At 48.9% G+C, this 26,061-nt stretch carries 18 protein-coding genes and 1 other annotated feature; of the genes, 5 read left to right on the top strand and 13 right to left on the bottom strand.

The window, feature by feature from the left end; translation table 11 throughout:
- Positions 1-61: 61 nt before the first annotated feature.
- Both ACXMYH_RS03530 and ACXMYH_RS03525 read right to left on the bottom strand, forming a co-directional pair.
- On the bottom strand, positions 62-382 hold the full coding sequence (locus ACXMYH_RS03530; protein WP_215703533.1) for a nucleotide pyrophosphohydrolase: 321 nt from the start codon (positions 380-382) through the stop codon (positions 62-64).
- A 39-nt stretch (positions 383-421) separates the two neighbouring features.
- Positions 422-1,858 carry an amidohydrolase gene (locus ACXMYH_RS03525; protein WP_118298961.1) on the bottom strand — a complete coding sequence of 479 codons (1,437 nt, stop codon included), beginning with the start codon at positions 1,856-1,858 and terminating at the stop codon, positions 422-424.
- Between the two features lie 220 nt (positions 1,859-2,078).
- Between ACXMYH_RS03525 and ACXMYH_RS03520 the strand changes: the two genes are divergently transcribed.
- Positions 2,079-3,026 carry a LysR family transcriptional regulator gene (locus tag ACXMYH_RS03520; protein WP_215703531.1) on the top strand — a complete coding sequence of 316 codons (948 nt, stop codon included), beginning with the start codon at positions 2,079-2,081 and terminating at the stop codon, positions 3,024-3,026.
- A 216-nt stretch (positions 3,027-3,242) separates the two neighbouring features.
- On the opposite strand, the gene ACXMYH_RS03515 is transcribed toward ACXMYH_RS03520, so the two are convergent.
- Entirely contained in the window at positions 3,243-4,979 is a 1,737-nt protein-coding gene (locus ACXMYH_RS03515; RefSeq protein ID WP_118515212.1) for a phospho-sugar mutase, read from the bottom strand.
- A 296-nt stretch (positions 4,980-5,275) separates the two neighbouring features.
- On the opposite strand from ACXMYH_RS03515, the gene ACXMYH_RS03510 reads away from it, so the two are divergent.
- The 3 genes from ACXMYH_RS03510 to ACXMYH_RS03500 all read left to right on the top strand — a co-directional run bounded on the left by ACXMYH_RS03510 (position 5,276) and on the right by ACXMYH_RS03500 (position 9,975).
- Positions 5,276-6,598: an acetyl-CoA hydrolase/transferase family protein gene (locus ACXMYH_RS03510; RefSeq protein WP_405579597.1), complete on the top strand. Its 1,323-nt coding sequence runs from the start codon at positions 5,276-5,278 to the stop codon at positions 6,596-6,598.
- Between the two features lie 268 nt (positions 6,599-6,866).
- Positions 6,867-8,201 (top strand): sensor histidine kinase, encoded by a 1,335-nt coding sequence (locus tag ACXMYH_RS03505; RefSeq protein WP_486555544.1) that lies wholly within the window; start codon positions 6,867-6,869, stop codon positions 8,199-8,201.
- 108 nt (positions 8,202-8,309) lie between these two features.
- Positions 8,310-8,548: a binding site (T-box leader), on the top strand.
- A gap of 167 nt (positions 8,549-8,715) precedes the next feature.
- Positions 8,716-9,975, top strand: a complete 1,260-nt coding sequence (locus tag ACXMYH_RS03500; protein ID WP_329752344.1) for an SLC13 family permease — start codon at positions 8,716-8,718, stop codon at positions 9,973-9,975.
- Between the two features lie 93 nt (positions 9,976-10,068).
- Here the strand turns inward: ACXMYH_RS03500 and ACXMYH_RS03495 are convergent, their stop codons facing one another.
- The gene (locus ACXMYH_RS03495; RefSeq protein ID WP_486555543.1) at positions 10,069-16,086 is read right to left on the bottom strand and encodes an MBG domain-containing protein; all 6,018 of its coding nucleotides are present in this window, start codon (positions 16,084-16,086) and stop codon (positions 10,069-10,071) included.
- Between the two features lie 257 nt (positions 16,087-16,343).
- Here ACXMYH_RS03495 and sigG point away from each other — a divergent pair, with 257 nt between their 5' ends.
- Positions 16,344-17,120, top strand: a complete 777-nt coding sequence (sigG, locus tag ACXMYH_RS03490) for an RNA polymerase sporulation sigma factor SigG (protein ID WP_215703857.1) — start codon at positions 16,344-16,346, stop codon at positions 17,118-17,120.
- A gap of 112 nt (positions 17,121-17,232) precedes the next feature.
- Here sigG and ACXMYH_RS03485 read toward each other — a convergent pair whose 3' ends face one another.
- The 9 genes from ACXMYH_RS03485 to ACXMYH_RS03445 all read right to left on the bottom strand — a co-directional run bounded on the left by ACXMYH_RS03485 (position 17,233) and on the right by ACXMYH_RS03445 (position 25,875).
- On the bottom strand, positions 17,233-18,585 hold the full coding sequence (locus ACXMYH_RS03485; RefSeq protein ID WP_486555542.1) for a M20/M25/M40 family metallo-hydrolase: 1,353 nt from the start codon (positions 18,583-18,585) through the stop codon (positions 17,233-17,235).
- 56 nt (positions 18,586-18,641) lie between these two features.
- Entirely contained in the window at positions 18,642-19,367 is a 726-nt protein-coding gene (locus ACXMYH_RS03480; RefSeq protein WP_486555541.1) for a thioesterase family protein, read from the bottom strand.
- Positions 19,368-19,578: 211 nt separating this feature from the next.
- Positions 19,579-19,860, bottom strand: a complete 282-nt coding sequence (gene spoIIID / locus ACXMYH_RS03475) for a sporulation transcriptional regulator SpoIIID (protein ID WP_117484718.1) — start codon at positions 19,858-19,860, stop codon at positions 19,579-19,581.
- A 165-nt stretch (positions 19,861-20,025) separates the two neighbouring features.
- The gene (locus ACXMYH_RS03470) at positions 20,026-20,556 is read right to left on the bottom strand and encodes a cysteine hydrolase family protein (RefSeq protein WP_142412440.1); all 531 of its coding nucleotides are present in this window, start codon (positions 20,554-20,556) and stop codon (positions 20,026-20,028) included.
- Between the two features lie 168 nt (positions 20,557-20,724).
- Positions 20,725-21,564, bottom strand: a complete 840-nt coding sequence (locus ACXMYH_RS03465) for a class B sortase (RefSeq protein ID WP_329752340.1) — start codon at positions 21,562-21,564, stop codon at positions 20,725-20,727.
- 62 nt (positions 21,565-21,626) lie between these two features.
- Positions 21,627-21,776, bottom strand: a complete 150-nt coding sequence (locus ACXMYH_RS03460) for an LPXTG cell wall anchor domain-containing protein (RefSeq protein ID WP_118532355.1) — start codon at positions 21,774-21,776, stop codon at positions 21,627-21,629.
- Entirely contained in the window at positions 21,773-23,143 is a 1,371-nt protein-coding gene (locus ACXMYH_RS03455; RefSeq protein WP_346011293.1) for an MATE family efflux transporter, read from the bottom strand. The genes ACXMYH_RS03460 and ACXMYH_RS03455 overlap by 4 nt, the downstream gene beginning before the upstream one ends.
- A gap of 218 nt (positions 23,144-23,361) precedes the next feature.
- Positions 23,362-24,414, bottom strand: coding sequence for a cytidylate kinase-like family protein (locus ACXMYH_RS03450; protein ID WP_118532359.1), 1,053 nt, complete (start codon positions 24,412-24,414; stop codon positions 23,362-23,364).
- Positions 24,415-24,429: 15 nt separating this feature from the next.
- Positions 24,430-25,875 carry a sodium:proton antiporter gene (locus ACXMYH_RS03445; protein ID WP_118532361.1) on the bottom strand — a complete coding sequence of 482 codons (1,446 nt, stop codon included), beginning with the start codon at positions 25,873-25,875 and terminating at the stop codon, positions 24,430-24,432.
- Between the last annotated feature and the right edge of the window lie 186 nt (positions 25,876-26,061).

The raw sequence follows: 26,061 nt of genomic DNA, 5'->3' as shown, positions 1-26,061 counted from the left end.
CAAGATCCGCCGGCAGCCAATCCACGCTGTATGGCTGCCCTGCAGCATTCTTCTCTAGTCCCTACAACTGATCATACTTCGCAGACTTCCCCCGCGCCTTTTCCACCGGATACTTTTTCTCATTCATCCCCATTTTCATATTCACGATCTCATCTGCATCCAGCCCCAGCTTGTCTAAAAGGTTCTGTGAGTAGACGATCACATCTGCCAGCTCTTCTTTCACATGCTGAAGATCATACTCCTCATCACTCCACTGAAAGCATTCCAGAAGTTCTGCTGCCTCAATGACAATGGATTTTGCCAGATTGGCAGCAGAATGGAACTGGTTCCAGTCGCGGTCATCGGTGAATTTTCGGATCCTGTCTATGGTTTCCTGTCTCATTGTATTGCTCCTCTATTTTCGATTGTGCACGCAGCTCCCTTAATCCTCCAGCCTCGGTCCGATCTCCTTCGGGATCGGGCATTCGTAGATGCCGTTTGTCTCGGCCAGCCATTCGTCGTGGGCTTTCTTTAAGATTTCCGGGCTTTCCATGGTCTTTAAGGCGGCCAATGCTATGGCCTCACCCGCATTTAACATTGCCTTGTGGGCGATCTCCGTGTTGCCGTGTGCGGTCATCTGCCAGGTGTGGGCGGCAGTGCCGAGAGTCGCTGTCGCCGTGGTACACATCGCCGTTGGGATCACATAGCTGGCATCGCCGACGTCGGTGGAACCCGCCTGGACCTTTCCAGTCCATACAAGCGGAGAGATCCGGGTGTGGAGCGGGCGGGCTTCGATCTCATCCAGATGATCTGCACCGAAGAGTTTCCGCAGGGACGCTCGCTTTGCCTCCAGTTCCTCCGGCGTCGCGGTCTCATGGAAGAATCTGGATGCCAGCGCAAAATCCGCCTCATCGTAAGCCGGAGCGCCGATCTCCTCCATGGACTCATGAAGAACTTCCGAGAGTACATGGTTCGGGATGTAATCGGAAAGACCTGCATAGAGCTCATATGTCATCTCAGTCCCTGTCATCTTTGCGGCGCCTTCTGCCACATCAACCACACGCCTGTAGATTTCCTTTACCTGCCAGGACTTTGGCGCGCGGATGAAATAGTGGACGCGGCTGTGTCCCTGGACAACATTCGGGGCGATTCCTCCGACATCACGGTACGCGTAGTGGATCCTCGCGTCAGAGATGATATGTTCCCGAAGATAATTGACACCGACGCTCATGAGTTCCGCCGCATCCAGCGCAGATCTTCCGAGTTCCGGAGCTGCCGCTGCATGGGAGGTCACACCTTTGAAGTTAAAGAAGACGCTGACATTCGCCAGAGTGGACTCCGACCAGATTTCGTTCTTATCGCCCGGATGCCAGGTGAACGCCGCATCCACGCCGTCAAAGATTCCCTCTCTTGCCATGATCGCCTTGCCGTCGCCTTTTTCCTCGCTCGGGCATCCAAAAAGGACCACGCTTCCCGCTTCCGGATGCTCCTCAAGATACGCTTTCACTGCAAGCGCTGCCGCCATGGCTCCCGCACCGAGCAGGTTGTGGCCGCAGCCATGTCCGTCCGGGTTCTCCCCTTCGGCTTTCTTTCTCATCGTGCAGCCACCTTCCTGGGACAGCTCCGGAAGAGCGTCATATTCCGCTAAAAATCCGATCACCGGCTTTTCTGTTCCATATGTAGCTTTAAATGCCGTCGGCATGCCGCCGACTCCCATTTCCACCTGGAATCCTTCTTTTTTCAGAACATCCTCGTAGAGTTTTGCGGTCTTAAATTCATGAAAGCCTGTCTCCGCATAATCAAAAATTTTGTCACTCACCTCGACGATCAGGTCTTTTTTGTCCGCAACTGCTTTTAAAACAAATTCTTTTTTATCCATCGCTTCTGTCCGGAATCCGGATCTTCCTTTCATTATTTTTTTGTCTGACTGCTCTTCACGAGCAAAAATTTTTCAAGTCGTATTTCCATCTGTTGCAGCGGTAGCAGCAGACTTTACTGCTGACTTTCCACATCTCTCCTGTTTGACAGATTCATTGTTTTCATATAGACTTAATTATACTATTTTTATGATTTTTTTACAACAAAGGAGCTACCTCCAAATGAACCTTCAAAACATGCAATATCTCCTCGAGATCTCCGACTCCGGCTCTCTATCGGCGGCCGCAAAGCGGCTGTCTGTGACCCAGCCGTACCTGAGTAAAGTTCTCCGTGAGACAGAAAAAGAATACGGGATCACGATCTTTACCCGCGGAAAAACAGGGATCATCCCGACGGAATCCGGACGTCTGTTTCTCGATATGAGCCGGGATCTCCTTGAACATGCAGAGCAGTTCCGCCAGACATTCCGGGAGCACCTGGACTCCTGCCGTCTTCGGATTGCTGCAGACTGCTGTTTTCCCGAGAATGATGCCCTGAGTAAGACGATCCATGCCTTTTCTGATCAGCACGATCGGACATTCCGCCTTTTTTACCGCGAGCTGGCAGGACACGAAGTCATCCGGGAACTCGATGCCGGACATGCAGATATCGGTTTCATCGTGTATCCGGAATCCCAAAACGAAAAGGTACAGGAGCTTCTGGCTCTTCACAGTCTGGAAGAACAGATCCTGTTTCACTCTTCCCTTCAGCTTTTCTGCCGGAATGCCCATCCGGTTCTGAAGGATCCAAATGCACTGACTCCGGAGCTTTTCGATCAATACAGTTTTGTTCTGCATTCCGCCGAAGCGGCATCCCAGATTTCTGCAGAAAGCAGCATTCTGAACGGAATCCAGTCTCTTATCCGTCAGGATCAGCTCTCCGGGATTACCTATGTGAACAGCCGTGCTTCTTTTTACAGCATCGTCGAGCAGACGGATTCTATCGGGATCGGCATTGCTCCGCTTCATGACCGTGAAAATTCCCCTGAGATCACCGCGCTTCCGGTTCCGGAGTGGTTGTGGCCCGAGAGCGGGCACGATCGTGAGCTTGTTGCTTCCTGCATCTTCCGCAATCGTGTACGCCTCTCCCCGGCAGCCCAGATGTACCTTGCTGAACTCTCCCGCCTGTAAAGGAAACAAAGCCTGGCACCTTCGCGTACCGGGTGCAGTCGTTTGCGATAAAAAAGCTCCCGAAAAGAACCACATCATATCTATAACATGCGGTTCCCATCCGGGAGCTTTTCCTTTCTGCCCAAGTCTCTCTGCTTTTCACAGCCAGATCCTCAGGCACTCGATCTTAATTGTTTCGCAGCATCTTCCCTGCGCTTATCCCCACACTATGGGATCTTACATCATCTTATCCACCATGCCCATCAGCTCATCACCGACGGCTTTGGACTTCGCCTCAGCATCATCAAGGGAGGTTCCCTTAACGCCATAGTAGAATTTGATCTTCGGCTCGGTTCCGGACGGACGGATGCAGAGCCATGCGCCGTCGTTCATATCATAGTAAAGAACATTGGACTCCGGAAGACCTGTCTCCTTTACTTCGCCCGTCGCAACCTCTGTGATCGTGTTCTTCTTGTAGTCACGGACAGAAGTTACCTCGTAACCGCCAAGTGCCTTCGGCGGGTTCTTGCGGAAGTTCTCCATAATTTCCTGGATCTTCGCAAGTCCCTCAATTCCTTTTAAGCCGATGGATTTTACGGTATCCTTATAGTAACCATACTTCTCGTACATTGCGACCATCGCATCCCATAAGGTCATGCCCTTTTCCTTGTAGTAAGCGGCAGCCTCACAGAGAGCGGCAGTTGCGGAGATCGCGTCCTTATCACGGGCATATGTGCCGATCAGGCAGCCATAGCTCTCCTCCATACCGAACATATAGGTTCCCTTGCCGGTTGTCTCTTCTTTTAAGATCTGCTGACCGATATACTTGAAGCCGGTCAGAACCTCGACAAGCTTGCAGCCATAGTGTTTCGCAACGGCGTCAACTAGATTTGTGGTAACGATGGACTTTACGACCTCGCCGTCAGATGGGATCTTTCCTGCTGCCTGTTTCTGGCTTAACACATAGTCACATAACAGGGAGCCGGACATATTTCCGGTAAGCGGGATATATTCACCGGACTTTGTATCTTTTACATAGACACCGAGACGGTCTGCATCCGGGTCCGTTGCAAGAACAAGGTCCGCGTTCTTCTCTTTTGCAAGCTTCAATCCGAGTTCAAATGCCTCGGCAGCTTCCGGATTCGGGTAGCTGACGGTCGGGAAATCTCCGTTCGGAAGTTCCTGCTCCGGCACAACATAGACATTCTCGAAGCCGATCTCTTTCATAACGCGGCGGGCCGGGATATTTCCGGTTCCGTGAAGCGGTGTGTAGACGATCGTGATGTCTTTCTGCATGCGGTTGATCGCTTCCTGGTTGACTACCTGGGCTTTTACCTGGGCGATATATTTGTCATCGATCTCTTTTCCGATCACCTGGAATTTTCCGCTCTTTAACGCCTCTTCCTCGGTCGTCGTTTTCACGGTGGAGAGATCCTCGATCGCAAGAACTTCAGCCGTTACCCCTTTATCATGCGGCGGTGTGAACTGTGCGCCGTCCTCCCAGTATACCTTATATCCATTGTATTCCGGTGGGTTATGGCTCGCGGTGATGTTGATACCGGCGATGCAGCCTAACTCACGGACTGCGAAGGACAGTTCCGGTGTCGGGCGCAGGGATTCGAATTTATACGCCTTGATGCCGTTTGCGGCGAGTGTCATTGCAGCCTCCATGGCAAATTCCGGGGACATATGACGGGAGTCAAACGCGATCGCAACGCCCTTGTCTGCTCCGCCCTGTTTGATAATATAGTTGGCAAGTCCCTGAGTCGCGCGGCGGACTGTATAGATATTCATACGGTTGATTCCGGCACCGATGATTCCGCGAAGTCCTGCGGTACCAAACTCCAGATCCATATAGAAACGTTCCTTGATTTCGTTTTCATCGTTCGCGATTGCGCGAAGCTCTTCTTTCGTCTTTTCGTCAAAGTACGGATTGGCAAGCCATTCCTGGTAGATCTTCATGTAATCCTTCATGTTTTGACTCCCCTCATGCATTATTTTCTTTTGGCAGAAACGGTAATTTCTGCCGCCTGCAATATAAATTTATTATATTACATCTTGGACGAAAAATAAAGTTGTTTCCGAGCCGAAATGTGAAGGATCGGATCATGCATTCAGAATAAAATATATTTTTTTCTGATATGATCCATATCCATTCAATATCATAACTCTCAATAATCTACTTGTTTCATACCGAAAAAACTCCTATAATGAACATATATGGTATCGTTCATGTTTTACCGAAAATATTATATAGTGAGGGATTACATATGGAAAATTTTAAAAGTAAATTTGTGACTGCAGAAGCTGCCGTTGCGGCTGCTGTAAAAGACGGTGACTGGGTCGACTATGGATTCGGCGGCGGATATCCGGAGCTTCTTGACAAGGCGCTCGCCGCAAGAAAAGGTCATTTAAAAGATGTGAAAGTTCGCGGCGGTCTTGTGATCCGCCCGCGCATTGAGGTCGTTGAGGCTGATCCGGAACAGGAGAGCTTCTCCTACTACAGCTGGCATATCGGTGACTATGAACGGAAACTCCAGACCCGTGGTCTCGTAAAATTCATGCCTGTGGTACTCCGCCTTCTCCCGACGCTCTACCGCCAGCGCTATATCCGGACAGATGTTGCCTTCGTCCCGGTATCTGCCCCGGATGAGAACGGCTACTGCGGTCTCGGCATCTCAAACTTCGCATGGAGAACCATGTTTGAGAGTGCAAGAACTGTGATCTTTGAGATCAATGAACATTATCCGAAGCTTCAGGGTGTGGACGGTTCCCACCGTGTCCATCTCTCCGAGGCGGATTATATCGTAGAGGGCGAACATGAACCGCTTCCGGTAAGAACCTACAAAGCTCCGTCTGAGACAGATATCCAGATCGCAAAGCTCGTCGTAAACGAGATTCCGGACGGCGCGGTTCTATCTCTCGGCGTCGGCGGCGTTCCGTTCACTGTCGCGAACATGTTGGCGGAATCCGATCTCAGGGATCTCGGCTGCCATACCGGTACGATCAGCGATGCCTACTTAAATCTCTGGAAGGCGGGAAAGCTCACAAATGCAAAGAAAGAATTTGACACCGGTCTCTCCACATGGAACCTCGCAATGGGCTCCCAGGAGTTCTATGACTGGATCGCAGAAAATCCGAAGCTTTTTCACCCGGCTGATCTCGACTATGTCCATGATCCGCAGCGCATCGGAACCATGAAGAACGTCATCAGCATCAACGGCGGTGTACAGCTTGACCTTATGGGTCAGGAGAATGCAGAATCCGCGGGAACCCGACAGCTCTCCGGCATCGGCGGTCAGATGGACTTCCTTGAGGGTGCCTACCGCTCCATCGGAGGAAAAGGATATATCTGCATCAACTCCGCGAGAAAGGCAAAGGACGGCACCTTAAAGTCCAACATCGTTCCGTTCATCCCGGGCGGCTCCACTGTCTCCGCACCGCGTACCATGATCCAGAGCGTTGCGACCGAGTATGGTATCGCAAATCTCTCCGGAAAGACCTTAAGAGAGCGCGCCGAGGCCATGATCGCGATTGCGCACCCAGATTTCAGGGATGAGCTGGAGCAGTATGCAAAAGAGGCGTTCCACTAAAAAATAAAAAGTTCCATATTGAAAAAATCTGCGGCAGAATCCGATGATATTCCACTCACCGGATTTCTGCCGCAGATTTTATCTCAACCATATAAGACTCCTGCCTCATTGACAAGGATCTACCTGCTCCATCACAGACGTTTTTTCTGTGTATCCTAAAACTTCTCATCCCTGCACAAGATGTCAAAATCCTGCATGAGTTTGTACTTTCAGGACAGTAAAACTTTGTTATAATGGAACATATAGAAACGAGAGGAGATTGTTGAGTATGAACAGCCCATTCTGGTCCCTTGTCATGCGGTATTTTCTGGAATTTTTTTCAATGGTGCCCTGTGCGGTCCTCTGCTTTCTTCCGGTTCAGGACCGGCTCCGCATAAAACCGCTGAATATTTTTCTCACCGGTATCCCGCTCTCGATCCTCTGGGCTTTCGCCGGAGGCCTCGTCTGCGCAGACTTCGGGATTGCGAGAGACTTCTGGATCCTGCCGTCCTTTATCCTGTTTGCGGTATTCTTCCATCGGGTCTGTGATCTCGCCCTCTGGAAGCCGTTCAGTATCCTGATCGCCGTCTGCGCGGTCTTCTCCTGTATCACAAACCTGACACTCGTCGCAGATGCCCTCATTGACCGGACGAACACCTCCGGTCTGTTCACGCTTCCGGGCGCGGGGATCCACCTGCTGCTCTCCGTTCTCATCATGGCCATCGTATGGTATCCGGCAACCCATGCCGCGAAATGGCTGGTGGACGATATCGAAATGGCGAAGACCTGGTATATATTCTGGGTATTCCCGGCGGCATTCTTCTTGCTGAACCGTCTGATCCGTCCGCGCTACTACGAGACGCTCTACACGAACCGGGTCATGAAGTTTTATCCGATTTTAATTCTGGCGCTTCTGACATTCCTCCTGCTCTTCTATTTTATGTTCTACCTGATGGCATCGGAGATGAACCAGAACACGAGACTTTTGAGGGAAAATGAGCTTTTGCAGCTCCAGAGCGCCCAGTACCGCAATCTCCAGCGCTCCATCGACGAGACGCGGATCGCCCGCCATGATCTCCGTCAGCATCTCACGGTGCTCTCGGGATACGCGGCGAACAAAGATCTTGACGCGATCTCAGACTATCTCGCGTCCTTCCGGAAACATATGATGCCGGAATGGCTGCCTGCTTACTGTGAAAATCAGGCTGTCAACGCGATCCTTAGCTACTACGCGCAGATTGCGGAAAAAGCCGGAACTGCTCTGGAGATCCAGGCACAGATGGAAAAGGAAATACCGGTCCCGGAACCGGAATTCTGCGTGCTTTTGGGAAATTTACTGGAAAACGCGGTGGACGCATGTCGGGAAAACAATGAAAGCGGCGCGATCAAGGTCCATATCCGCCAGACCGGCACCTCCCTCATAGCCATCACGGTGGACAATCCCTGCAGAAAGCCTCCAGTTCTCGAAGGAAAGCGTTTTCTCTCCACAAAGCACAGTGGCCTCGGCATAGGTACCCAGTCTATCCGTCTCATCGCTGAACGGCACCATGGAGATGCACGGTTTGAATGGAAGAACGGGATGTTCTACGCATCGGTGATCTTAATTCCGTCTGCGGAGTCATGATAGAAATAGCAAAATGTTTCCGGGCAATTTCGATCGTTCACTGTAATTTTTCAAACTTTTTCTTGACTATCTTACATTAAAGCAGTAAAATGATATCGTAAAAAATCGAAATACGCGTAGACGAAGAATAGTAGGCTGCAGGATTCCCCACAGAGAGCCGTGGTTGCTGGGAGCACGGCGGGATGAAACAGTCCGAACTCGCTTCTGAGCGGTTCCGCTGAACTTGAACGGTAGGCGGAAACGGGTTCTCCCGTTACAGGGAAAGGGTATCCGGCCGGTACCCTGTAAAGCAGCGTCTTCTATGGACGAATCAGAGTGGTAACGCGGTGAAAATCATCGTCTCTTCATGCAGCAATGCATGGGGAGATTTTTTTTTCGCTTAAATATCGCATAAATGCCGGAAGTGAAGCGTATTGCTCCATTTCTCACGGATTTCGATCAGTAAAAAGTCTCAGTGTTTCCATGCGGTGGCACTGAACATCACACATTTACTATACTTAGGAGGATCTAAATCATGATCGCAGTTGCATCTTTAATCGTGCTGATCGCGGTTATCGCCTTCAGTGCTGTCACAAAAAAGAATGCCGGTGTTGTCGGTCTTGTCGCGGCATACATCTTCTCCATCGCAGCGGCAAAATGCGGCACCGAAATCAATGTCTCAAAAGTCGTGACCGGAAACTGGCCGACGAGCGTATTCTTTATCGTCCTCGCCACCACATTCCTCTTTGGTATTGCAACCTTAAACGGCACCACGCAGGCACTTTCCAAGAACATCGTATGTCTCGCAAGAGGAAACGCGAAGATCCTGCCGGTGATCTTCTTTCTCTTCGGCGCGATCATCTCCGCGGCAGGCGCAGGCGGACTAATCGTCGCAGTCATCATGCCGATTGCCCTGTTCGTCGCAGTTGAAAACGGAATCTCGGTTTTGATGATGAGTCTTGTCACCATGGGCGGTATTATGGTCGGAGGCCTGTCCCCCCTCGCCATCAACGGAATCGTGGCACAACAGCTCTCCGCGGAAAACGATATCATCGTTGAAAGCCTGTCCGGTTACCTTCCGCTCTGGGGCGCATACGCCACAGCCATGACGCTCTTCTCCATCGGTGCCTACTTCCTGCTCGGAGGTCTTCACCCGAAAAAGATGGAAAACGCTGCGGCACCGCACTTTACAGGATTTGATAAGAATCAGACTCTGACACTCGCCGCGATCCTCGTGGTCCTCATCGGTGTAATCTTTTTTGGACAGAATATCGGACTGATCTCTTTCGCGTGCGCGGGTGTTCTCTTAATGCTCGGCGCTGTCGATCAGAAAAAAGCCATCGCAGCTGTTCCGTGGAGCACGATCATCCTGATCTGCGGTATGTCCGTCCTGATCAGCGTCGTCAATACCTGCGGCGGCATCGCATTCTTATCTGACGGTCTTGAGAACATCATAGGCGAGAGAACTGCCCAGCCGATCATGATGGTACTCGGTGGACTTATGGGCGCTGTCTCCAGCGGTACCGGAGTCGTTATGCCGACCCTGATCCCGCTCTCTGCGGAGCTGAGCCAGACCTTAGGCATCTCCTCCATGAGCATCGTGATCGGTGTCATCGTCGGAACCAACGGAGTCGTGATCAGTCCGCTGTCCACGGTCGGCGGCATCTGTGTCGGCTGCGCGCCGGAGTCTGTTGATAAGGACAAGCTTTACAACCAGCTGCTGCTTGCGGCTGTCAGCTTTATCGTGATGAGCGTTGTTCTTTCCTTTATCGGAGTGTTCCGGATCTTTGGTTAAAGCTTCCGCGTTCCGTTTTACGTATTATCCGTATAAACATGAAGATCCGCAGGTTCCCATTTTGGGATCCTGCGGATCTTTTTTGTTCATGTCTTATTTTTCTTTTATTTCAAGTCCATCCCATGCACCGTCTTTGTCGACATAATATCCATCTGGTGTCCTGATCTCTCTGTACATGGAGCCAAGCGGCACAGCTCCGGATGTCTTTGACAAGTAGTACCATTTTCCATTGATGAACTGCCAACCTGTGAGCATCGCTCCGCTCGCCGGATCGAGATAATACCAATGCTGGTCTGACTCATCGTAATGCCAGCTTGTCTGCATTCCGGTGTTCTCGTCGATCAGATACCACTTTCCGCTGGCGTTATCCTGTGCCCATCCGCTCTTCAGATAGCCGTCAGAACCGAAAGCCCACCATTTTCCGTCTTTCTGGATCCAGCCCAGCTTTTCACCGTTCTGATCACTGGTCTTTTCTCCTGCCGGATAGGTGCCGTCCTTGAATTCGAACCACCAGCCCTTATTATCGCGTTTCCAGGTTCCCTGTGCATCGTTTTCGGAAGAGCTGCTGTTAGAAACATTCTTTCCAAAGTTCGTTGCCGCCGGGTTCTTTGTGCTGCCGGAACCGCCGGAATTGTCGGAATCATCGGATCCACTGCTTGCCCTGCGGACTGCATGAAGTGTTCCGTTCTCAAAGTGGATCTCGTAATTTCCAGATGTCAGACCGGACAGCAGGATCGAGTAATCGCCCGCCGCGCTGTCTGGCGCATATTCACAGGTGAACTGCAGGCTCCCGTTCAGTACATCCGCGGTATCTGTTCCCGCAAATCCTTCGTAGAGGACTGTGTACTCCGGAATCGCATCTCCGACTGTGACATTCTGATCCACTGCTTTTACGCTGAGCGGAGCTTTTTTAATCTCAAAGGAGAATGTCTGGCTTCCAGCCTCGTAGTTCTTTCCGGCTTCCGTATGAACTTCCACCGTGTAGATTCCGGCATTCATCGGCGCTTCCGTTAAGATCTCGCTGCCCTTTTTGAGCGTCACGGTCACGTTTCCATCGCTGTCCGTCCATGTCTCCGGCGCGGTGTTCTTCGCGTCATAGGCGCGGTTTAACTGATCCAGATTTCGAAGTTCGAACTCCGGCTTCGCCTGGGATACGGTCAGTTTTCCTGGCTGATATGTGATCACATAGTTTCCATTTTCCGCTATGAGGCCGGACGGGATGATCTCGTACTCGTCCACATCGCTGCCAGCCGCATAAGCGCACTCGTAGGAGAGTGTTCCGCCGAGGACTTCTGTGTTTTCTCCGTTTACGAAACCTTCGAACGTGCTGCTGTATACCGGCGGTTCGTCCTTATAGGTCACGTTTCTTGATTCTGCCGTCACAGTGAGCTGTGCCGGGGTGATCGCAACGGTTGCGGAGCCGCTTATGGTGTCAAAGTTTTTCTTTGTCACCGTGTAGTATACGGTATAGCTGCCTGTGTTCTTGTATACAGGGCTTTCTGTGAGCGTGCAGTTATCTTCGGACTCACCGTAAAGGATCTCACCGTCTCCAGCGTTTCCGGAAAGGGTGATCTTGATTCCGTGGGACTGTCCGTCGTAGATTCCTGTATATCCGGCTGCGTCAACGCCTGTGATCGAGGCATTTTTGATCTCGATTTCAAAGCTGCCGGATACGGAATCATGGTTTGCTGCGGATGCAGTGTAATATACCGTATAGATGCCGGCGTCGGTGAAGGCAGGAACAGTTTTTAATGCCTGCGTTTCGTCTGCGGCCTGTACTGCTGTGAGACCGTAGCGGAAGGTGATAGCCGTGCCACCGGTCGTACTTCCTGTTGCCGTGACTTCCGGCAACTGTTCCCTTCCATTGTAGGTCAATTCCATCATCTGCCGTACAGAAACATTCTGAATTTTGGCATTTTCGATCTTTGCACCGCTGCAGGAGACATTGGAAAGCTCACTCGTTGTAAGTTCATAGCGATCCTCAAATTTGGAATCCAACGCAATGCCTGTAACATTCACAGTGTTTGTTCCAGCGTTCTCGGATGTCCATGTGAAGGTTCCCTTTGCCTCTAATGCCGCCACATCCTCTGAGAGGATCGGGTTTCCGTCAGCGGAGCTGAGGGTGAGCGTTCCTTCAGCATCTGTATTGCAGTCATAGATCTTTGATTTAACCGCACTTACGGAAGGAACAAGCTTTGCTTTGGATACCTCAAATTCAAACGGAATGCTTTCCGCTTCATTGTAGTTTTGGCTCTGGTTTACGATTGCCTTTACATACCATTTTCCAGGTTTGTTCGTATTTTTCCACTCTTCAAATGTACCATTAGGATCCTGGCTGTAAACAAATTTGACCGGGTTGTCATCTGCTGTGTATTCATTTGAACCATCAATGTTTTTCAGTGATGCGTTCGGACTCGGAGTCTCACCATATCGAATATTATCACAGGTAACATCCACACTGGTATACTGTGCGCGAGAGACATTTATCTCAGACAGAAGTACTGGTTCTGTCTGTGCCTTAATATTTTCGCCTTCCGTGCAGGTGATTCCAATATAATAGATACTCTGACCATTCTCGGCTGCTTCCGGCACATCATAATGGCCAAAGCTATTTCGTGAAACAACTTCTGTCAACTTTTCGTCTTTATAAAACTTAAATTCTATTTTTCCGTAACCGGTAATGATTGTATTACTGCCTGCGGTACTGTACTCGGTTTTTATAATCGGACTTAATGTTTCATTATCGTCCTCACCATACTTAATACTTGACTTTGTGATAAACCAATTCGGATTAAAATCTGCTTTTTCGATTGTAATATCATCAATCCATAATTTTTCAGCACGCTCAATACCTGAATTTTCTGAATTGGTAGACACATATACCCCATACGTTCCCGCCCAATGCGGCTGAACGAACTCATCAGTGTACACCTCGCCTTTTTTCTTTTTGTATTGAGCAACACCACCATCAATTCCAAATAATCCTGTATTCTCCGATGTCGGTATTACTTTCACACTATGTACAGTGCCGTCATATGTAAATTTTTTAGCACCTACAATCTGAAAATCAGCTGCCGTCAGAACACGGGCTTTTGTGGTGAATGTTACTGCACGGCTATCAGAAACATCCATATTGGAATTTTCTGCGACTAAATAATAGGTATATTTCTTCAGCGGATCGAGGCCTGTGAGTGGAATTGAAAATGTACCATCTTCCCCTACTTTAACCTGCGTGAAATCACTCCGTTTTTCTGTACTTTTGGCTGCGTTTCTGAGTTCTTCACCTGTATATATCTGGTAGTCAGATTTATTTGTGTAATATACAGTTGTTCCGGCTGTATTTCCTTTTATGATAGCTGAGTCCTTAGTAATATCTTCTTCGGATACTGACGCATCGATAGAAACACTATAACCTGCGTAAAGTTCAATTTCAGGGACCGTACCCATTGGATACATTTCTCCATTAACAAGTTCAATAACTGTTTTTGTAACATCTGTCGCAGTGCCATTCCTGTTTGATTTTTCTTTATACCTCCATACCTTACAATCTTCGCCATCCGGTAAACTGATATTGCCTAAGTAGCTCCGATTGCCATCATTGAGATTCAGAAGATATTCATCATAAAATGGATTATTTTCATCTTTTCCAGTATAATACTTCACATGAACTGTATAAAGATTCGGTGCGCTGAATGCATAAATCTCAGCGGTTTTCGGATCTTCAGAGACCGGATTTGCGTTATAAACTACGCAAATTGGATTAGATCCGCCAGTCAGCTCAATATGTTTGATGAGATTCTGATAATTTGAGGTCGATGCCTTAAAAAGCTTCACATACGACTCTTTGGTATTGGCATCCAGCGGAGAACTGATCAAAATCTTTTTATCTCCTGTTACCGTTGCCTTTGTAAAATCGATTTCATTTTTCGAATATCCACTTTCGATCTGCATAGATGTGAACGGGAAATTTCCCTTGACCGTGAAGTTTGCAGCTTCGCTGACATTTATTTCTCGTGCCATATAAACATCCGGCCGATTATCCCCACCTGTAATCGTTCCGCCTGACAAGTTGATTTCATTAAGGTGAGCGTGTCTTAAGCCATACACTCCGCCTGTAATCGTTCCACCTTCCATCGTGAACGTTGCATGGTCTTTCTTTTGCCCGCTACTTCTATATATATACACAGCCGTATGATTATCTGATTTGATTTCACCGCCCTTAATTGTTACCGATACTCCACCTATTGCCTGGATTGCATAGCGATCACCTCCAGACGCTGATTTATCCCAAATTTTTGTGTTTTCACCCTCTACTGTAAGGTTCGCAGCCTCCAATACAATTACAGCATCTTCTGCATTTTCCTTTCCAGTGATCTGTCCAGCCATAATATGGATCTCACTGTTAGTTCGTCCATAAAATCCACTGCAGTTAATCTCTGACTGCAAGGTTCCGCTTCCTGTTACATTAACTTTTCCAGTAATTGCACCTTTTAAAGTTGTTGTCTTATTTTCATCCACACTTCCAGTATCAATCGTTATGTCTTCTTCAATTGGTGTTGCTATACTTCCGATTGTAATCTCTGGACCTGTTGTACCTGTATTTACTGAAACAATATCGTTTAAAATATCGGATACCTTCTGATTTTGAGCAGAATATGTAACTGTTCCGTTATACTCTTCTTCGTCTGTTGTTACCTCATAATAGACTTCATAGCTTGTTCTATCCGAAGACAATGTAATTTTCGCGAGTTTAATCGCCCCAGATTTAAGCGGACTTGCAGATGCATTTTTATCAACAAAGCGAATATAATTACCTACTGCTTTCAGAGTATAATTTATATACTCACCTGCACTACCTGTATCAGACGCATTAACAACCTTTAATTTTATTTTATTACACAAATATTCAATATTGGTTTTCGATCCCTTAATCCAGTTAGACACAGGATTCACTTTCATAGTTGTATCACTTGGAACTACTAAAAAATTTTCTCCAATACTTTGTACCTTTTCCGCATTGATAACTGGATATGTCGAAGCCCCTCCGTAATAAATAGAACCACTTGTTGTTCCTGATGCAGATACATCAATATCTCCAGATAAAGTCAACTGCGTATTTTTTATCATATAAATTGCAAAAGCTTTTCCTTCTGTATTTCTTGCGAAAACTCTTCCTCCTCTGATAGAGACCTCTCCACATTCTTTAATTGCAGCAATCATACTCGTATCATCTTTTATATTGTTGAGTTGTCCCCCACATATATCTATATCTTTTATATATGCCAGTTGTCCATTCCATGTACCGCCTATTATTTCAACACGACCCTTTCCTCCGTTTCCAAAAACATTTCCATTAATTGTTCCTTCTTTTAAAGAAATTACGTCATTTTCATACATATAAAAGCCATCTACAGACTCAACAGTACCGCCATTTTGTTCAAAAATAACTGTAGAATTCTTAGCATTAGACCTACGAATAACATACGAACTTGTTGTTATATCAGCCTCATTGTGTATAATAAATGTGTCATTTGAGCCAATAATAAATGCTTCAGCTGCACTCGTATATGTGCCTTTCAAAGTCAATTCGCAGCTTTCCGTAAGTGTCGGCGCTCCGCTACTAATATTGACATTATCAAAATTAATATTTATGTTCGTATCTGTACCGAAACTCAAAATCTTGTTGAACGCATCTGTCAGACTATTTAAGTTTTCCCCATCTTCTGTCAAGCTTCCGCCAACAACCTTAAACTTCCCATCTGTCTGGCTGATCGTATATATTCCTTCCGTAACCGGCTCCGCATTCATCGCACGCTTAGCCATTTTTCTCTTCGTCGCCGGGTTCTCTTTCCCATTCGATGCTGTCGCGGTCTCCTTCTCAAGGTCGGACTCGGTCGTCTCGTTTGAATCCACAGTTGTATCCCGCTTCTCGTCCGCATTGGACGCGCTGTCTGTCTCGGCCTCGATTTTTTTATTCTCTTCTTCCAGATTTTTTTCCAGCGCAGGGATTGTCTCCGCTGTCGCCATAATTCCCATATCGCCATGATTGACCAGAAGGACCGCAATCAGGACTGCTGCAGACATACGTTCATACCATTTTCTCTTTCTCATATTCATTTCCCCCTTTATGACAGGTTCTTTCGGATTATACTTGCAAAATATCAGACCATTCCACGATTCATAGATAATTCTATTATATGTTTTTTCTGTTCCATACGCAATTCTTTCTGCACAAGATGTCAAAATTCCGCATAAAATGTCAAAATCAGGAATGATTCTCAGGAAATAACTCCCGTTTTTTTCATGTATAAACTGTCCTGTTTTCGTGAATCATTTTTCTATGAAAACAAATTGCGGAGGTTCTTATCATGGCAGGATATAAGGTTGAAATCTGCGGGGTAAATACTTCTAAACTCCCGCTTCTGACGAATGAGGAAAAAACCGACCTTTTCAGACGGATCCAGAATGGAGATACGGACGCAAGAGAAATATATATTAAAGGAAATCTGAGACTTGTCCTGAGTGTGATCCAGCGGTTTTCAGGCAGCAGTGAGAATATCGATGATCTGTTCCAGATCGGGTGCATCGGGCTTATCAAGGCCATCGACAATTTTGATCTGTCACAGAATGTGAAATTTTCAACTTATGCGGTTCCGATGATCTTAGGTGAGGTACGGCGGTATCTGAGGGATAATAATTCGATCCGGGTGAGCCGGTCACTCAGGGACACAGCTTACAAGGCTCTCTCTGCGAGAGAATTTCTCACGAAGAGAAATCTCAGGGAACCTACGATCATGGAAATTGCGGATGAGGTTGGGATCTCAAAGGAGGAAATCACCTACGCGATGGACGCGATCCAGAGTCCGGTAAGCCTTTATGAACCGGTTTACACGGACGGAGGGGATCCGCTCTGTGTGATGGATCAGATCAGTGATAAGAAGAACCGGGAAGAAAACTGGGTGGAGCAGCTTTCTCTGAGTGAGGCAATGAAGCGGCTGCCGGCAAGGGAGCGGAAGATCATTGATATGAGATTTTTCGAGGGAAAGACGCAGACGGAAGTAGCGGGAGAAGTCGGGATCAGTCAGGCGCAGGTATCCCGGTTGGAGAAGAACGCACTGAAGAGTATGAGGAATTATCTGAATTAAAAAAGACGTTTTCACGTGGATATCCAACGATACTCCGCTGTGAAAACGTCTTTTATTTACATGATTTTCTTAATTTTCAGCTATTCTGTGCCTTACCGGCACACGCTCTTTCTTATTTCGCTGTCTCCCCATATCTGGTCAGCAGTTCCATATAGAAGTCGATGCTGTCCGCCAGCTCTTCCACTCCGGTAAACTCGTCAACGGCATGAACATGGTGGTCTCCCTTCGCGTAGATCGTGGAGAAACGGTATACACGGTCACTCATGTCATAGACAAATCTTGCGTCTGTTCCGCCGAGCATCATCTCCGGACACGGGATCACATCGCCGTAGATCCTGCTGCTGATCTCGACGAGAAGATCCTTGATCGCTCCGTCATACAGAGATGTCGGCGACGCGTTGCTGCCATTGAGGACACGGACTTCCACCTCCTCCGGCACGATGTCTTCCAGATGTTTCTTTACACTCTCAACGGTATCCCCGGTAAGGATGCGGCTGTTTACGACAGCTGTGACCTTCGCCGGAAGAATATTCGCCTGAGCGGAACCTGAGAGCATCGTCGGAACGACCGTCGTGTGGAACATTGCATCGAGAGCCGGATCTTTCTTGAAATACGGAACCAGCTTCTCAAGATTTTCATCCGGATTCTTGAGAAGCTCTGCAAGCTTCGGATTTTCTTTCACCATATACGGAGCAAGAACTTCAAAGCGGCGGCGGATCGTATCCGTCACACGGTACGGCATTGGATTCTCCTGAATCGCGATCAGTGCTTTTGCGATCATGGTCGTCGCGAAATTCTCGCCCGGACGGCTGGAATGTCCGCCTTTTGCCGTGTAGGAAAGTTCAAAATCCACATATCCTTTTTCGCAGAGTCCGATGGTGCAGAGTCCTTTCTCATCGATCCCGTAATCGCTTCCCGGGCGGACTCCGCCGCCTTCATCTAAAACAGCACCGAAGTGGATTCCTGTTCCACGGAGCGTCTCCGCCGGAATCTTTCCGCCGGCTACCTCCTCCATATATCCATAGGAGAGATACAGATCATAGTCCGGTTCGTAACCCTTTTCAAGAAGTGCCTCAACAGCCTCCAGCTGTCCGATGAGGTTGCTCTTGCAGTCGCTGGAGCCGCGTCCCCAGATCTTTCCATCCGCGATGGTTCCGGAGTATGGCGGATACGTCCACTTTTCAAGGTCACCTTCCGGGACAACATCCTGATGCGCCATCAAAAGAAGCGGAGCAGCGCCGGATTTTCCGGTTCCCTTCCAGTGATAGAGAAGTCCGGCCTGATCGGTATGTTCCAGAGTCAGATGTTTATGTACCAACGGATAGGTTTCCTTTAAATATTCATGGAATGCGTCAAATTTTGTATAGTCAGTCAGTGAATTATCCGCGTTTGATACGGTTGCGAAGCGGACCGCACCTGCAAGGTGTTCTGCGCTGATCTGCGGATCGATTGTATGTTTTCCCATATGCTCTTCTCCTTTTGCTGTCAGATCCTGATTGTCCTGTAACTTTTCTGCAGCTCTTATTCTGCTTTCTTCTCCGCCTTCTCGCTCATCGCCTTGGAGTTTACGATAATACGCAGGTGGGAACCTTCTCCACATTTGCCTTTTTCATCATGTACTTCGATATCGAACCAGAGCTTTCTTCTCTCGATGCTGCGAAGCTTCGCTGTAGCTGTCACTTTCATGCCAACCGGTGTCGGTGCTAAATGGCGGCAGTGGATCTCCGCTCCGACTGTCGTCTGCCCCTCTTCGAGGTAAGATTTTGCAATCTCCAACGCCGCATCCTCCATCAGCGCCACCATATTTGGTGTGGAGAGGATTTTCGAACCGGCGCTGCCGATACGTTTTGCGGTCATCTCATCTGTGACCGTCCAGGTCAGGCTGTATGTCGGTGCATAGAGATCTGCCTTATCTGTCAGGATCGCAGCAACCGCTGTGCATGCCGGGCAGTCACAGAATCTTGCGCCTTCTGCTTTGATCTTCTTCGCATGCGCCTCGATTCCGGCTGCCTTCTCAGCGCCGAAGATCTTCTTTCCATCCTCAGATCCTGCGAAAGCGATCAGACCGTCGATCGGGATAATATCTGCCGCGATCTCCTCGATCAGCGCTTTTGCCGCCTCATCCTGTTTTTCCGTATTGACAGCCGCAAGCCAGTTGTTTGCGGCTTCCTTTGCCTCAGCACAGCAGGACGACGCCTCTGCAAGTGCTTTTACTTTCTCGATCATTGCCTCTGTTTTGTTCATCATTTATTCCTCCGTTCATCTTTTCAGACTACCGCTTGTGCCGCCAAATCAATTTTTCGGCTGGACGCTTCTCTGAATTTCATCTTCAGGAACAGTCCTGTTCCCATTCTATCGCAGATATTTTAAAAATTCAATCAGCTTTTTTATCTGTTTTCAGACCTTTTCCCGGTATTGGGATCGTTTCTCTCAAATTTTCACCGGATTATTTCCAGAATCACAGATTCTCCCTGCTGCACGCCTGCAGCTGGTGTTCATGCTCGTACTTCTCCTTCGTCGCAAGCCCTCCGCGGATATGCCGTTCCGCCTTATTGATATCCAGAACCACCCGCGCCTGCGCTGCCAGAGAGGGATCGATATGGATCAGCCGGTCAGTCACATCCTTGTGCACCGTACTTTTCGAAATTCCAAACCGTTTTGCTGTCTGTCTCACCGTCGCATTCTCATCAATAATATAGTTCGCGATCTGAATCGCCCGCTCTTCAATATATTCCTTCATAGGGGTTGCCCCTCGATGATATTTTTACCATCTTATTACCTGATGTGAAAATTTATACGCGGGCAGCGAGAAATACAGGATAAACAACAAAAGTGCAGACCTGAGAACTTTCCGTAAAGAACTCAGATCTGCACATACCTTTTCCGTCTGTATTATTCTTTCTTCTTACTTCACAACGATCTGGCAGCTTCTCATAGTCTCCAGAGCCGCTTCATGTCTTTCCCTCGTAACGCCTGCCGCACATGCGGAATCCACAAAGACCGGTGTCTCCGGAAGGAACGCTTTGATCAGGAGCGCGTTTGAAACCACACAGATATCCGTGCAGAGTCCCACAAGCTCGATGGACTCGATCGGTGTCTTCTTATTTCTCTCAAGAAGATCTTCCGCCAGCTCCGGACATCCGAAGGTAATTTTCTCGTAAGTCGCCGCGTCACGCTCTATGGCGATCTTCTCAAGCTCCGGGATCAGGTCCCAGCCGTCTGTCCCCTTAATACAGTGAGGAACCGGAAGAAAATGTCCCTCCTGAGTATCCATATAGTTCTCGAAATGTGTATCCTTCGTAAAGATCACTTCCCCGTCAAACGTTTCCGCCTTTTTGACAACAGCCGGAACGATTGCCTCCGCATCCTTACTGCCGAGACTTCCATTCACAAAATCCTTCTGCATGTCCACAACGATCAAAATTTTTTCTGCCATAACTCCCTTTCCTTTCTCCGAATCCGGATCTATCTGATTCCGAGGATACCCCAGATCACCCGGCATGTCAAGCCATTTTCTCCCGACGATCCCCTGATCAAAAAATGCTTTCCGGGCATTCTCCCAAAAAGCATTTTCTTTCTTCCAATCTACTATTATGGAGATTTCTCACGGTTCACTGATTCTCCTGGCTGCCACCACAAACCGACCATCCTTCGTGTGATAACTGCATGTGGACAACATCAGGATCTGCTCCCCGTATTCCGGGATGATCCCCGTTTCATAGTCAGAATTTTCCTGAAGCCATGTGATCAGCTTCCCGTATTCCTCCTCTGAAAGATCCCCTCCGGACCGGTAATAGCGGAATCCTTCCTCATCTTCGTAGAGGACTCTGCTCTCCGCAGCTGCAAACACCTCATACTCCCGCACTTCACCATCCACAAAAAACTCAATGACCGGATGTTCCGTCTGCCATTTCTCCGACTTGTAGTCATCCAGGGTCCCAAACATGGAACCATTTTTCATGTTGTGTCCATACACGATCATACAGGTGCTGTCCTTATCCGACAACTGCCCAAGGAACGGGGTTCCACCCGACGAGCGGGATCCGTCAAACGCTCTATGCAGGTAATATTCCGGATCGGATGCTCTGCTCATTACCGGATAATCGATCCGCGTTCCCGGGATTTTCAGCCATCCGACATAGTCCGGGTTCTGCTCCGCCAGAGACGCATAACCGGCAGCCTCCCTCAGGAGTTCCTGTTTTTCTTCTGCCTCCGCCGTATTTTCCACTTCTGTCGTGTGATCATCCGCCGGATCCACGATGGAGTCCTTCTGTTCCGCAGTCTCCATATAGTCAGAAGCGGCTTCACTCAGTTTCCTGAATGCCGCCGCCTCCTTTCGTGCCTCGAAGATATCACGACCTGCCATATAGGCGGAGAAACAGAAGATCCCGCCGAAAATAAGGACTCCGATCCGATACCACAACGGATTTTTCTTTCTTTTCATTTCTTAGCTCCCCATGTTCTGATCCGCCTGCAGTCCTGGATATCCACGGCCCTGCAGACTCCTCACTCCTGTTCTTTTTTCCTGGTCATAAAGAGGATTCCCGCAGCCGAGATCCCCATCATCAGGAACCAGAAATTCCGGTGTGTTTCATCTCCCGTCTTTGGAGCATCCGGATCCGGTCTTCTTAATTTCTTCAAAACTGTAGCTGTCACGAAAGTTCTTTTTCGATCTTCTTTATAACAAATAAATAAGAAATTCCTGTAAATAAAGCTGCTGCGATCCATGCCGCCGGATCTGCGAAGCACGCCAGCGGATAACTCAGAAGCTGGATCGCCGCCATTGAGACCAGCAGTCTCGCGATCAGTTCCGACACACCGCCCATCATCGGGAGAAATCCGTAACCGCAGCCCTGCATAATGTTGCGGAAAATAAAGATCGTGCAGAGCGGCAGGAAAAAGACCGCCGTCATGTAGCAGTATGTTTTTGCCCACGGCATCATAGCCCCAAGGTCTACGTCTCCTGTAAAGAAGAGCCCGAGACACGGCTTTAAGAGTGCGCACATCAGTGCCGCTGCGGCAACGGAGTAGACAAATTCCGCGAGGAGCGCAGATCGCACGCCTGACTTGATCCGCTTGACATCTCCGCTTCCATAATTCTGACCACCGTAGGTCGCCATCGTCTGTCCCATGGCGATCATGCCCTGGATCACAAGACTCTGGAGCTTCGCCGCAGCCGTATAGGCCGCAACCGCCACGGAGCCGAAGAGGTTGATGGCGGACTGCATGATCATAGTCCCCGATGCAGTGATCGCGAACTGGAACGCCATCGGGATCCCGGCCGCAAGCTGGTTTCTCGTGTCATTTCCGTGGATCTTCCAGTGTTCCCTATCAGGCTTTAAGGATGGAACCTTAACCCAGATATATCCCACGCAGAGCACCGCCGAGATCGCCTGGGACAGATTCGTCGCCCAGGCAGCCCCCGCTACGCCCATACCGCCTCGGATGATAAAAAGCAGATCCAGTCCCACGTTCAGACAGGCGGAAAATATCAGGAAAAACAGCGGGACCTGACTGTTTCCGACCGCACGCAGGTACGAAGAAAACAGGTTATAGAAAATATTCGCCGTAAGTCCAATGCTGATCCCCATAATATAGGTATAGGCATCACGAAAAATATCTGCCGGTGTGTTCATCAGATGGAGCAGCGGATTCATAATGCACACGCAGAACACCGTCATGATGATCGCTGCGATCACAGACAGGAGAATTCCGTTTGCCACACTGCGTTTCACGCCTCTGGCATCATTGGCACCATATCTCTGCGCAGTCAGGATCGAGAATCCTGCCGTGATCCCCTGTGCAAATCCCGTTGTCAGGAACATGATCGTTCCGGTTGAGCCGACCGCCGCCAGCGCTCCCGCGCCGACATATCTGCCCACGATGATCGTGTCCGCCATATTGTAAAGCTGCTGGAAAACATTTCCGATGACCAGCGGGATCGTAAACCGCAGGATCACCGGCAATGGTCTTCCCTTTGTCATATCAAGCTGCATGGTTGTTGGTCCTTTCCTCTTAATCATAGTTACATTTCCGGTTTTATCTGATACTATTTCCGCCAGATCATGCCTACGCATACAGTTGGAAATTTCTGCAGGCGACAGTCGCCAAGTTCTCGCGTAAGCGCGGACTTTGGCTCGTTGTTCGCGTAAAAAGAATATGCCTGGCTCTGTGAAAGCCAGGCATGGAACCTGTATTTTCCGCCTCCGGTCGATTCACCGGCGGTGTTTTGCTCAGGTCACTATTCTGATTTCTTATCGTTCTTTTTTTCATGGTCACGCCCGATCATTCGCAGAATGAAATCAACGGTACCGTCAATTCCGTAGCTTGCGCTGTTGATACAGAGATCGTAGTTGTTCGCGTTTCCCCAGCTTCTTCCGGTATAGAAATTGTAATAATGCGCATGTTTTTTGTCAAGTTTTTTCAGGAAATGGCGCGCTTTTTTCCGGTCTAATTCGGAGTTTACCTCGATCGCGCGCTGGATCCTCTGCTCGATCGGTGCAGTGATATAGATACTGATATGCGGAATACCGTTGTTCGTTAAGATCGCATCGGCACAGCGGCCCATGATAATAAAGTCTTCCTTTTTCGCCATATCACAGATCAGGTCGCTCTGGTTGAAGAAGACGGCATCCTGACGGTTCAGGCCGTGGTAACGGCTGAAATATTTGATATGATCCTTCAGGGACATATGGGTCACTGCCTCAAACTCGCTCGCCGGACTCTGCTGCAGTTCCTCAGAGACGTGGGCATATCCCGCCGCGTCACGGATCGTCTTATCCTTCTCCGCGTCGAGGCGTTTTAATACTGCCTCGAAAATATCGGCATCGTAATAGTTAATATGAAGCTTATCCGCAAGTTTGAAGCCGACATCGATTCCGCCGCTTCCGTATGTCCAGCTGATGCAGATAATCAGGTGGTCGTCGTTGGAGAAACGGTTCGCTACGTTGAAACTGTTTAACTTCGCGAGGATCGGGTCGATCACATCGCCGCTGGCGAAGCTTGTCGGAAGACTCATGACCTCATTGAGGATGCGGTTGTACTCGGTCATACACATCGCGCGTTCTTCTTTATCCTCGATGGTGCGGGCCATGTTCGCGATCAGCCCAAGCTCGCTGCGGACCAAATGTCCCTGCGGTCTTGTTGTGAGTAACTCTGTAAGTTCGTTGACGCAGCGCTCTCTGTCACGGTTGAATACACGTCCCAGGGAGGAACCAAGGTGGACATAGACCTCCGCGTCCAGATCGTAGATATGTTCTGCCAGTTCTTTGATTTCTTCTTTCGTTGCAGCCATATTTCCTCCCCCTTCCTATAAAAAGAATACCAGAGTATCCACAATGAATACCGGAACAAGAATTCCAAGGGACCAGATCAGATATCCGAAGAACGAAGGCATCCGGATACCGTTCTCATCCGCAATGGATTTGACCATAAAGTTCGGCGCGTTGCCGATATATGTATTCGCGCCCATAAATACGGCACCGCAGGAGATCGCTTCCAGCATCTTGACCGGAACGGTTCCGAGGGCCGTCACCATGCCCTGTGACAATCCTAATGCGCCTGCTGTTGTCAGGAATACCAGATAGGTCGGCGTATTGTCGAGGAAGCTGGATAACAGACCGGTCGCCCAGAACATCTCAAACGGTTCTGTGATCCCAAGCTCCGCTCCGTTTGCCTTTAAGATCATAAGCGCCGGCTGCATCGTAATAAAGATACCGACGAACAGAACTGCGACCTCGTGGATCGCGCCCCAGGTAAAGTGGTTCTCTCGGCGGATCGATCCATCCGTCGTCTTAAAGGACAGGAATGCGGATACAAGGATGATCACGCACTCAATGATCGCCGGATAGGATAATGTAACTTCTCCGAACACATGAATCCCGAGGACATTTCCTGCGGCATCCTGAAACATCGGCATGGACGGCAGGGTACCGCTTAAGATAACGGCGATCACGATCATAATGATAAAGATCAGGTTGTGGCCGCCGCGGATCTTCACTTCAGTACCCGGTTTGCTGATATCCGGTTTTAAGCCTGCCGCAATATCTTTTCTGTATGCCTTCATATCAAAATGATAGAAGATGAACAGCAGGATGATCATATTGAAGATCAGGATCGGTAAAAGCTTTAAGCTCCAGAAAAACGGGACACCCCGCATGAATCCCATGAGCAGCGGCGGATCTCCGATCGGAGTCAGGCAGCCGCCCATATTTGATACCATAAAGATAAAGAAGATCACGATATGACGTCTTCTCTTTCTCCACGCGTTCATCTTGATGATCGGACGGATCATTAACATACTGGCTCCGGTGGTTCCGATCCAGCTGGATAACAGGGTTCCGAGTGCCAGAAGTCCCACATTGATCCTCGGGGAACCAGCGAGATCACCGGACAGGGTAATATTACCGGACACACAGAACAATCCGAAAAGAAGGACGATGAATGTCAGGTAGTCGTTTATGATACATTCCAGTGTCGTCTCCGCCGCCTTCGGCACACCGTACTTCACGGCGAACGGGATCAGGAACAGCAGGGACCAGAACACGACCGCGTGCGGCTGGTGCGCCTCCCACCACTCTGCTTTCACAAGCGGAAGAACCGCAATGCAGAGCAGGAGTCCTGCAAATGGAATACAAAGCCATAACGGCGTCTGTGCTGCCGCCCCGGCAGCCTCTGGTTCTGCCGCAAGCGCTGTAACTGCAGTCTGGTTTAAGACCGCCAGAAGTCCTGCGCAGAATGCAAATAATTTCTTCATGGGTAAACCTCCATGTAATCAGCTTTTATGAGCCATTACTCTTTTTTTCGCTCAACACGGCTACTGATTATAACAACTTTCCCGCACAAATACAAGTACGATTCTTCCAAATAATTGCCAAATTTCCGCTTAGAAAATCAGCACTTTTGCTAAAATGGAATATATTTCGTATTGTGAAATTTCAGA

It is taken from the genome of Pilosibacter sp. NGB245 (assembly GCF_057397225.1).
This window is presented reverse-complemented; position numbering and strand designations above follow the sequence as displayed.

Excerpts from the sequence above, each read along its gene's own strand:
- ACXMYH_RS03530 (WP_215703533.1), bottom strand. The coding sequence starts at position 382 with ATGAGACAGGAAACCATAGACAGGATCCGAAAATTCACCGATGACCGC.
- ACXMYH_RS03525 (WP_118298961.1), bottom strand. The coding sequence starts at position 1,858 with ATGGATAAAAAAGAATTTGTTTTAAAAGCAGTTGCGGACAAAAAAGAC.
- ACXMYH_RS03520 (WP_215703531.1), top strand. The coding sequence starts at position 2,079 with ATGAACCTTCAAAACATGCAATATCTCCTCGAGATCTCCGACTCCGGC.
- ACXMYH_RS03515 (WP_118515212.1), bottom strand. The coding sequence starts at position 4,979 with ATGAAGGATTACATGAAGATCTACCAGGAATGGCTTGCCAATCCGTAC.
- ACXMYH_RS03510 (WP_405579597.1), top strand. The coding sequence starts at position 5,276 with ATGGAAAATTTTAAAAGTAAATTTGTGACTGCAGAAGCTGCCGTTGCG.
- ACXMYH_RS03505 (WP_486555544.1), top strand. The coding sequence starts at position 6,867 with ATGAACAGCCCATTCTGGTCCCTTGTCATGCGGTATTTTCTGGAATTT.
- ACXMYH_RS03500 (WP_329752344.1), top strand. The coding sequence starts at position 8,716 with ATGATCGCAGTTGCATCTTTAATCGTGCTGATCGCGGTTATCGCCTTC.
- ACXMYH_RS03495 (WP_486555543.1), bottom strand. The coding sequence starts at position 16,086 with ATGAGAAAGAGAAAATGGTATGAACGTATGTCTGCAGCAGTCCTGATT.
- sigG (WP_215703857.1), top strand. The coding sequence starts at position 16,344 with ATGGCAGGATATAAGGTTGAAATCTGCGGGGTAAATACTTCTAAACTC.
- ACXMYH_RS03485 (WP_486555542.1), bottom strand. The coding sequence starts at position 18,585 with ATGGGAAAACATACAATCGATCCGCAGATCAGCGCAGAACACCTTGCA.
- ACXMYH_RS03480 (WP_486555541.1), bottom strand. The coding sequence starts at position 19,367 with ATGATGAACAAAACAGAGGCAATGATCGAGAAAGTAAAAGCACTTGCA.
- spoIIID (WP_117484718.1), bottom strand. The coding sequence starts at position 19,860 with ATGAAGGAATATATTGAAGAGCGGGCGATTCAGATCGCGAACTATATT.
- ACXMYH_RS03470 (WP_142412440.1), bottom strand. The coding sequence starts at position 20,556 with ATGGCAGAAAAAATTTTGATCGTTGTGGACATGCAGAAGGATTTTGTG.
- ACXMYH_RS03465 (WP_329752340.1), bottom strand. The coding sequence starts at position 21,564 with ATGAAAAGAAAGAAAAATCCGTTGTGGTATCGGATCGGAGTCCTTATT.
- ACXMYH_RS03455 (WP_346011293.1), bottom strand. The coding sequence starts at position 23,143 with ATGATTAAGAGGAAAGGACCAACAACCATGCAGCTTGATATGACAAAG.
- ACXMYH_RS03450 (WP_118532359.1), bottom strand. The coding sequence starts at position 24,414 with ATGGCTGCAACGAAAGAAGAAATCAAAGAACTGGCAGAACATATCTAC.
- ACXMYH_RS03445 (WP_118532361.1), bottom strand. The coding sequence starts at position 25,875 with ATGAAGAAATTATTTGCATTCTGCGCAGGACTTCTGGCGGTCTTAAAC.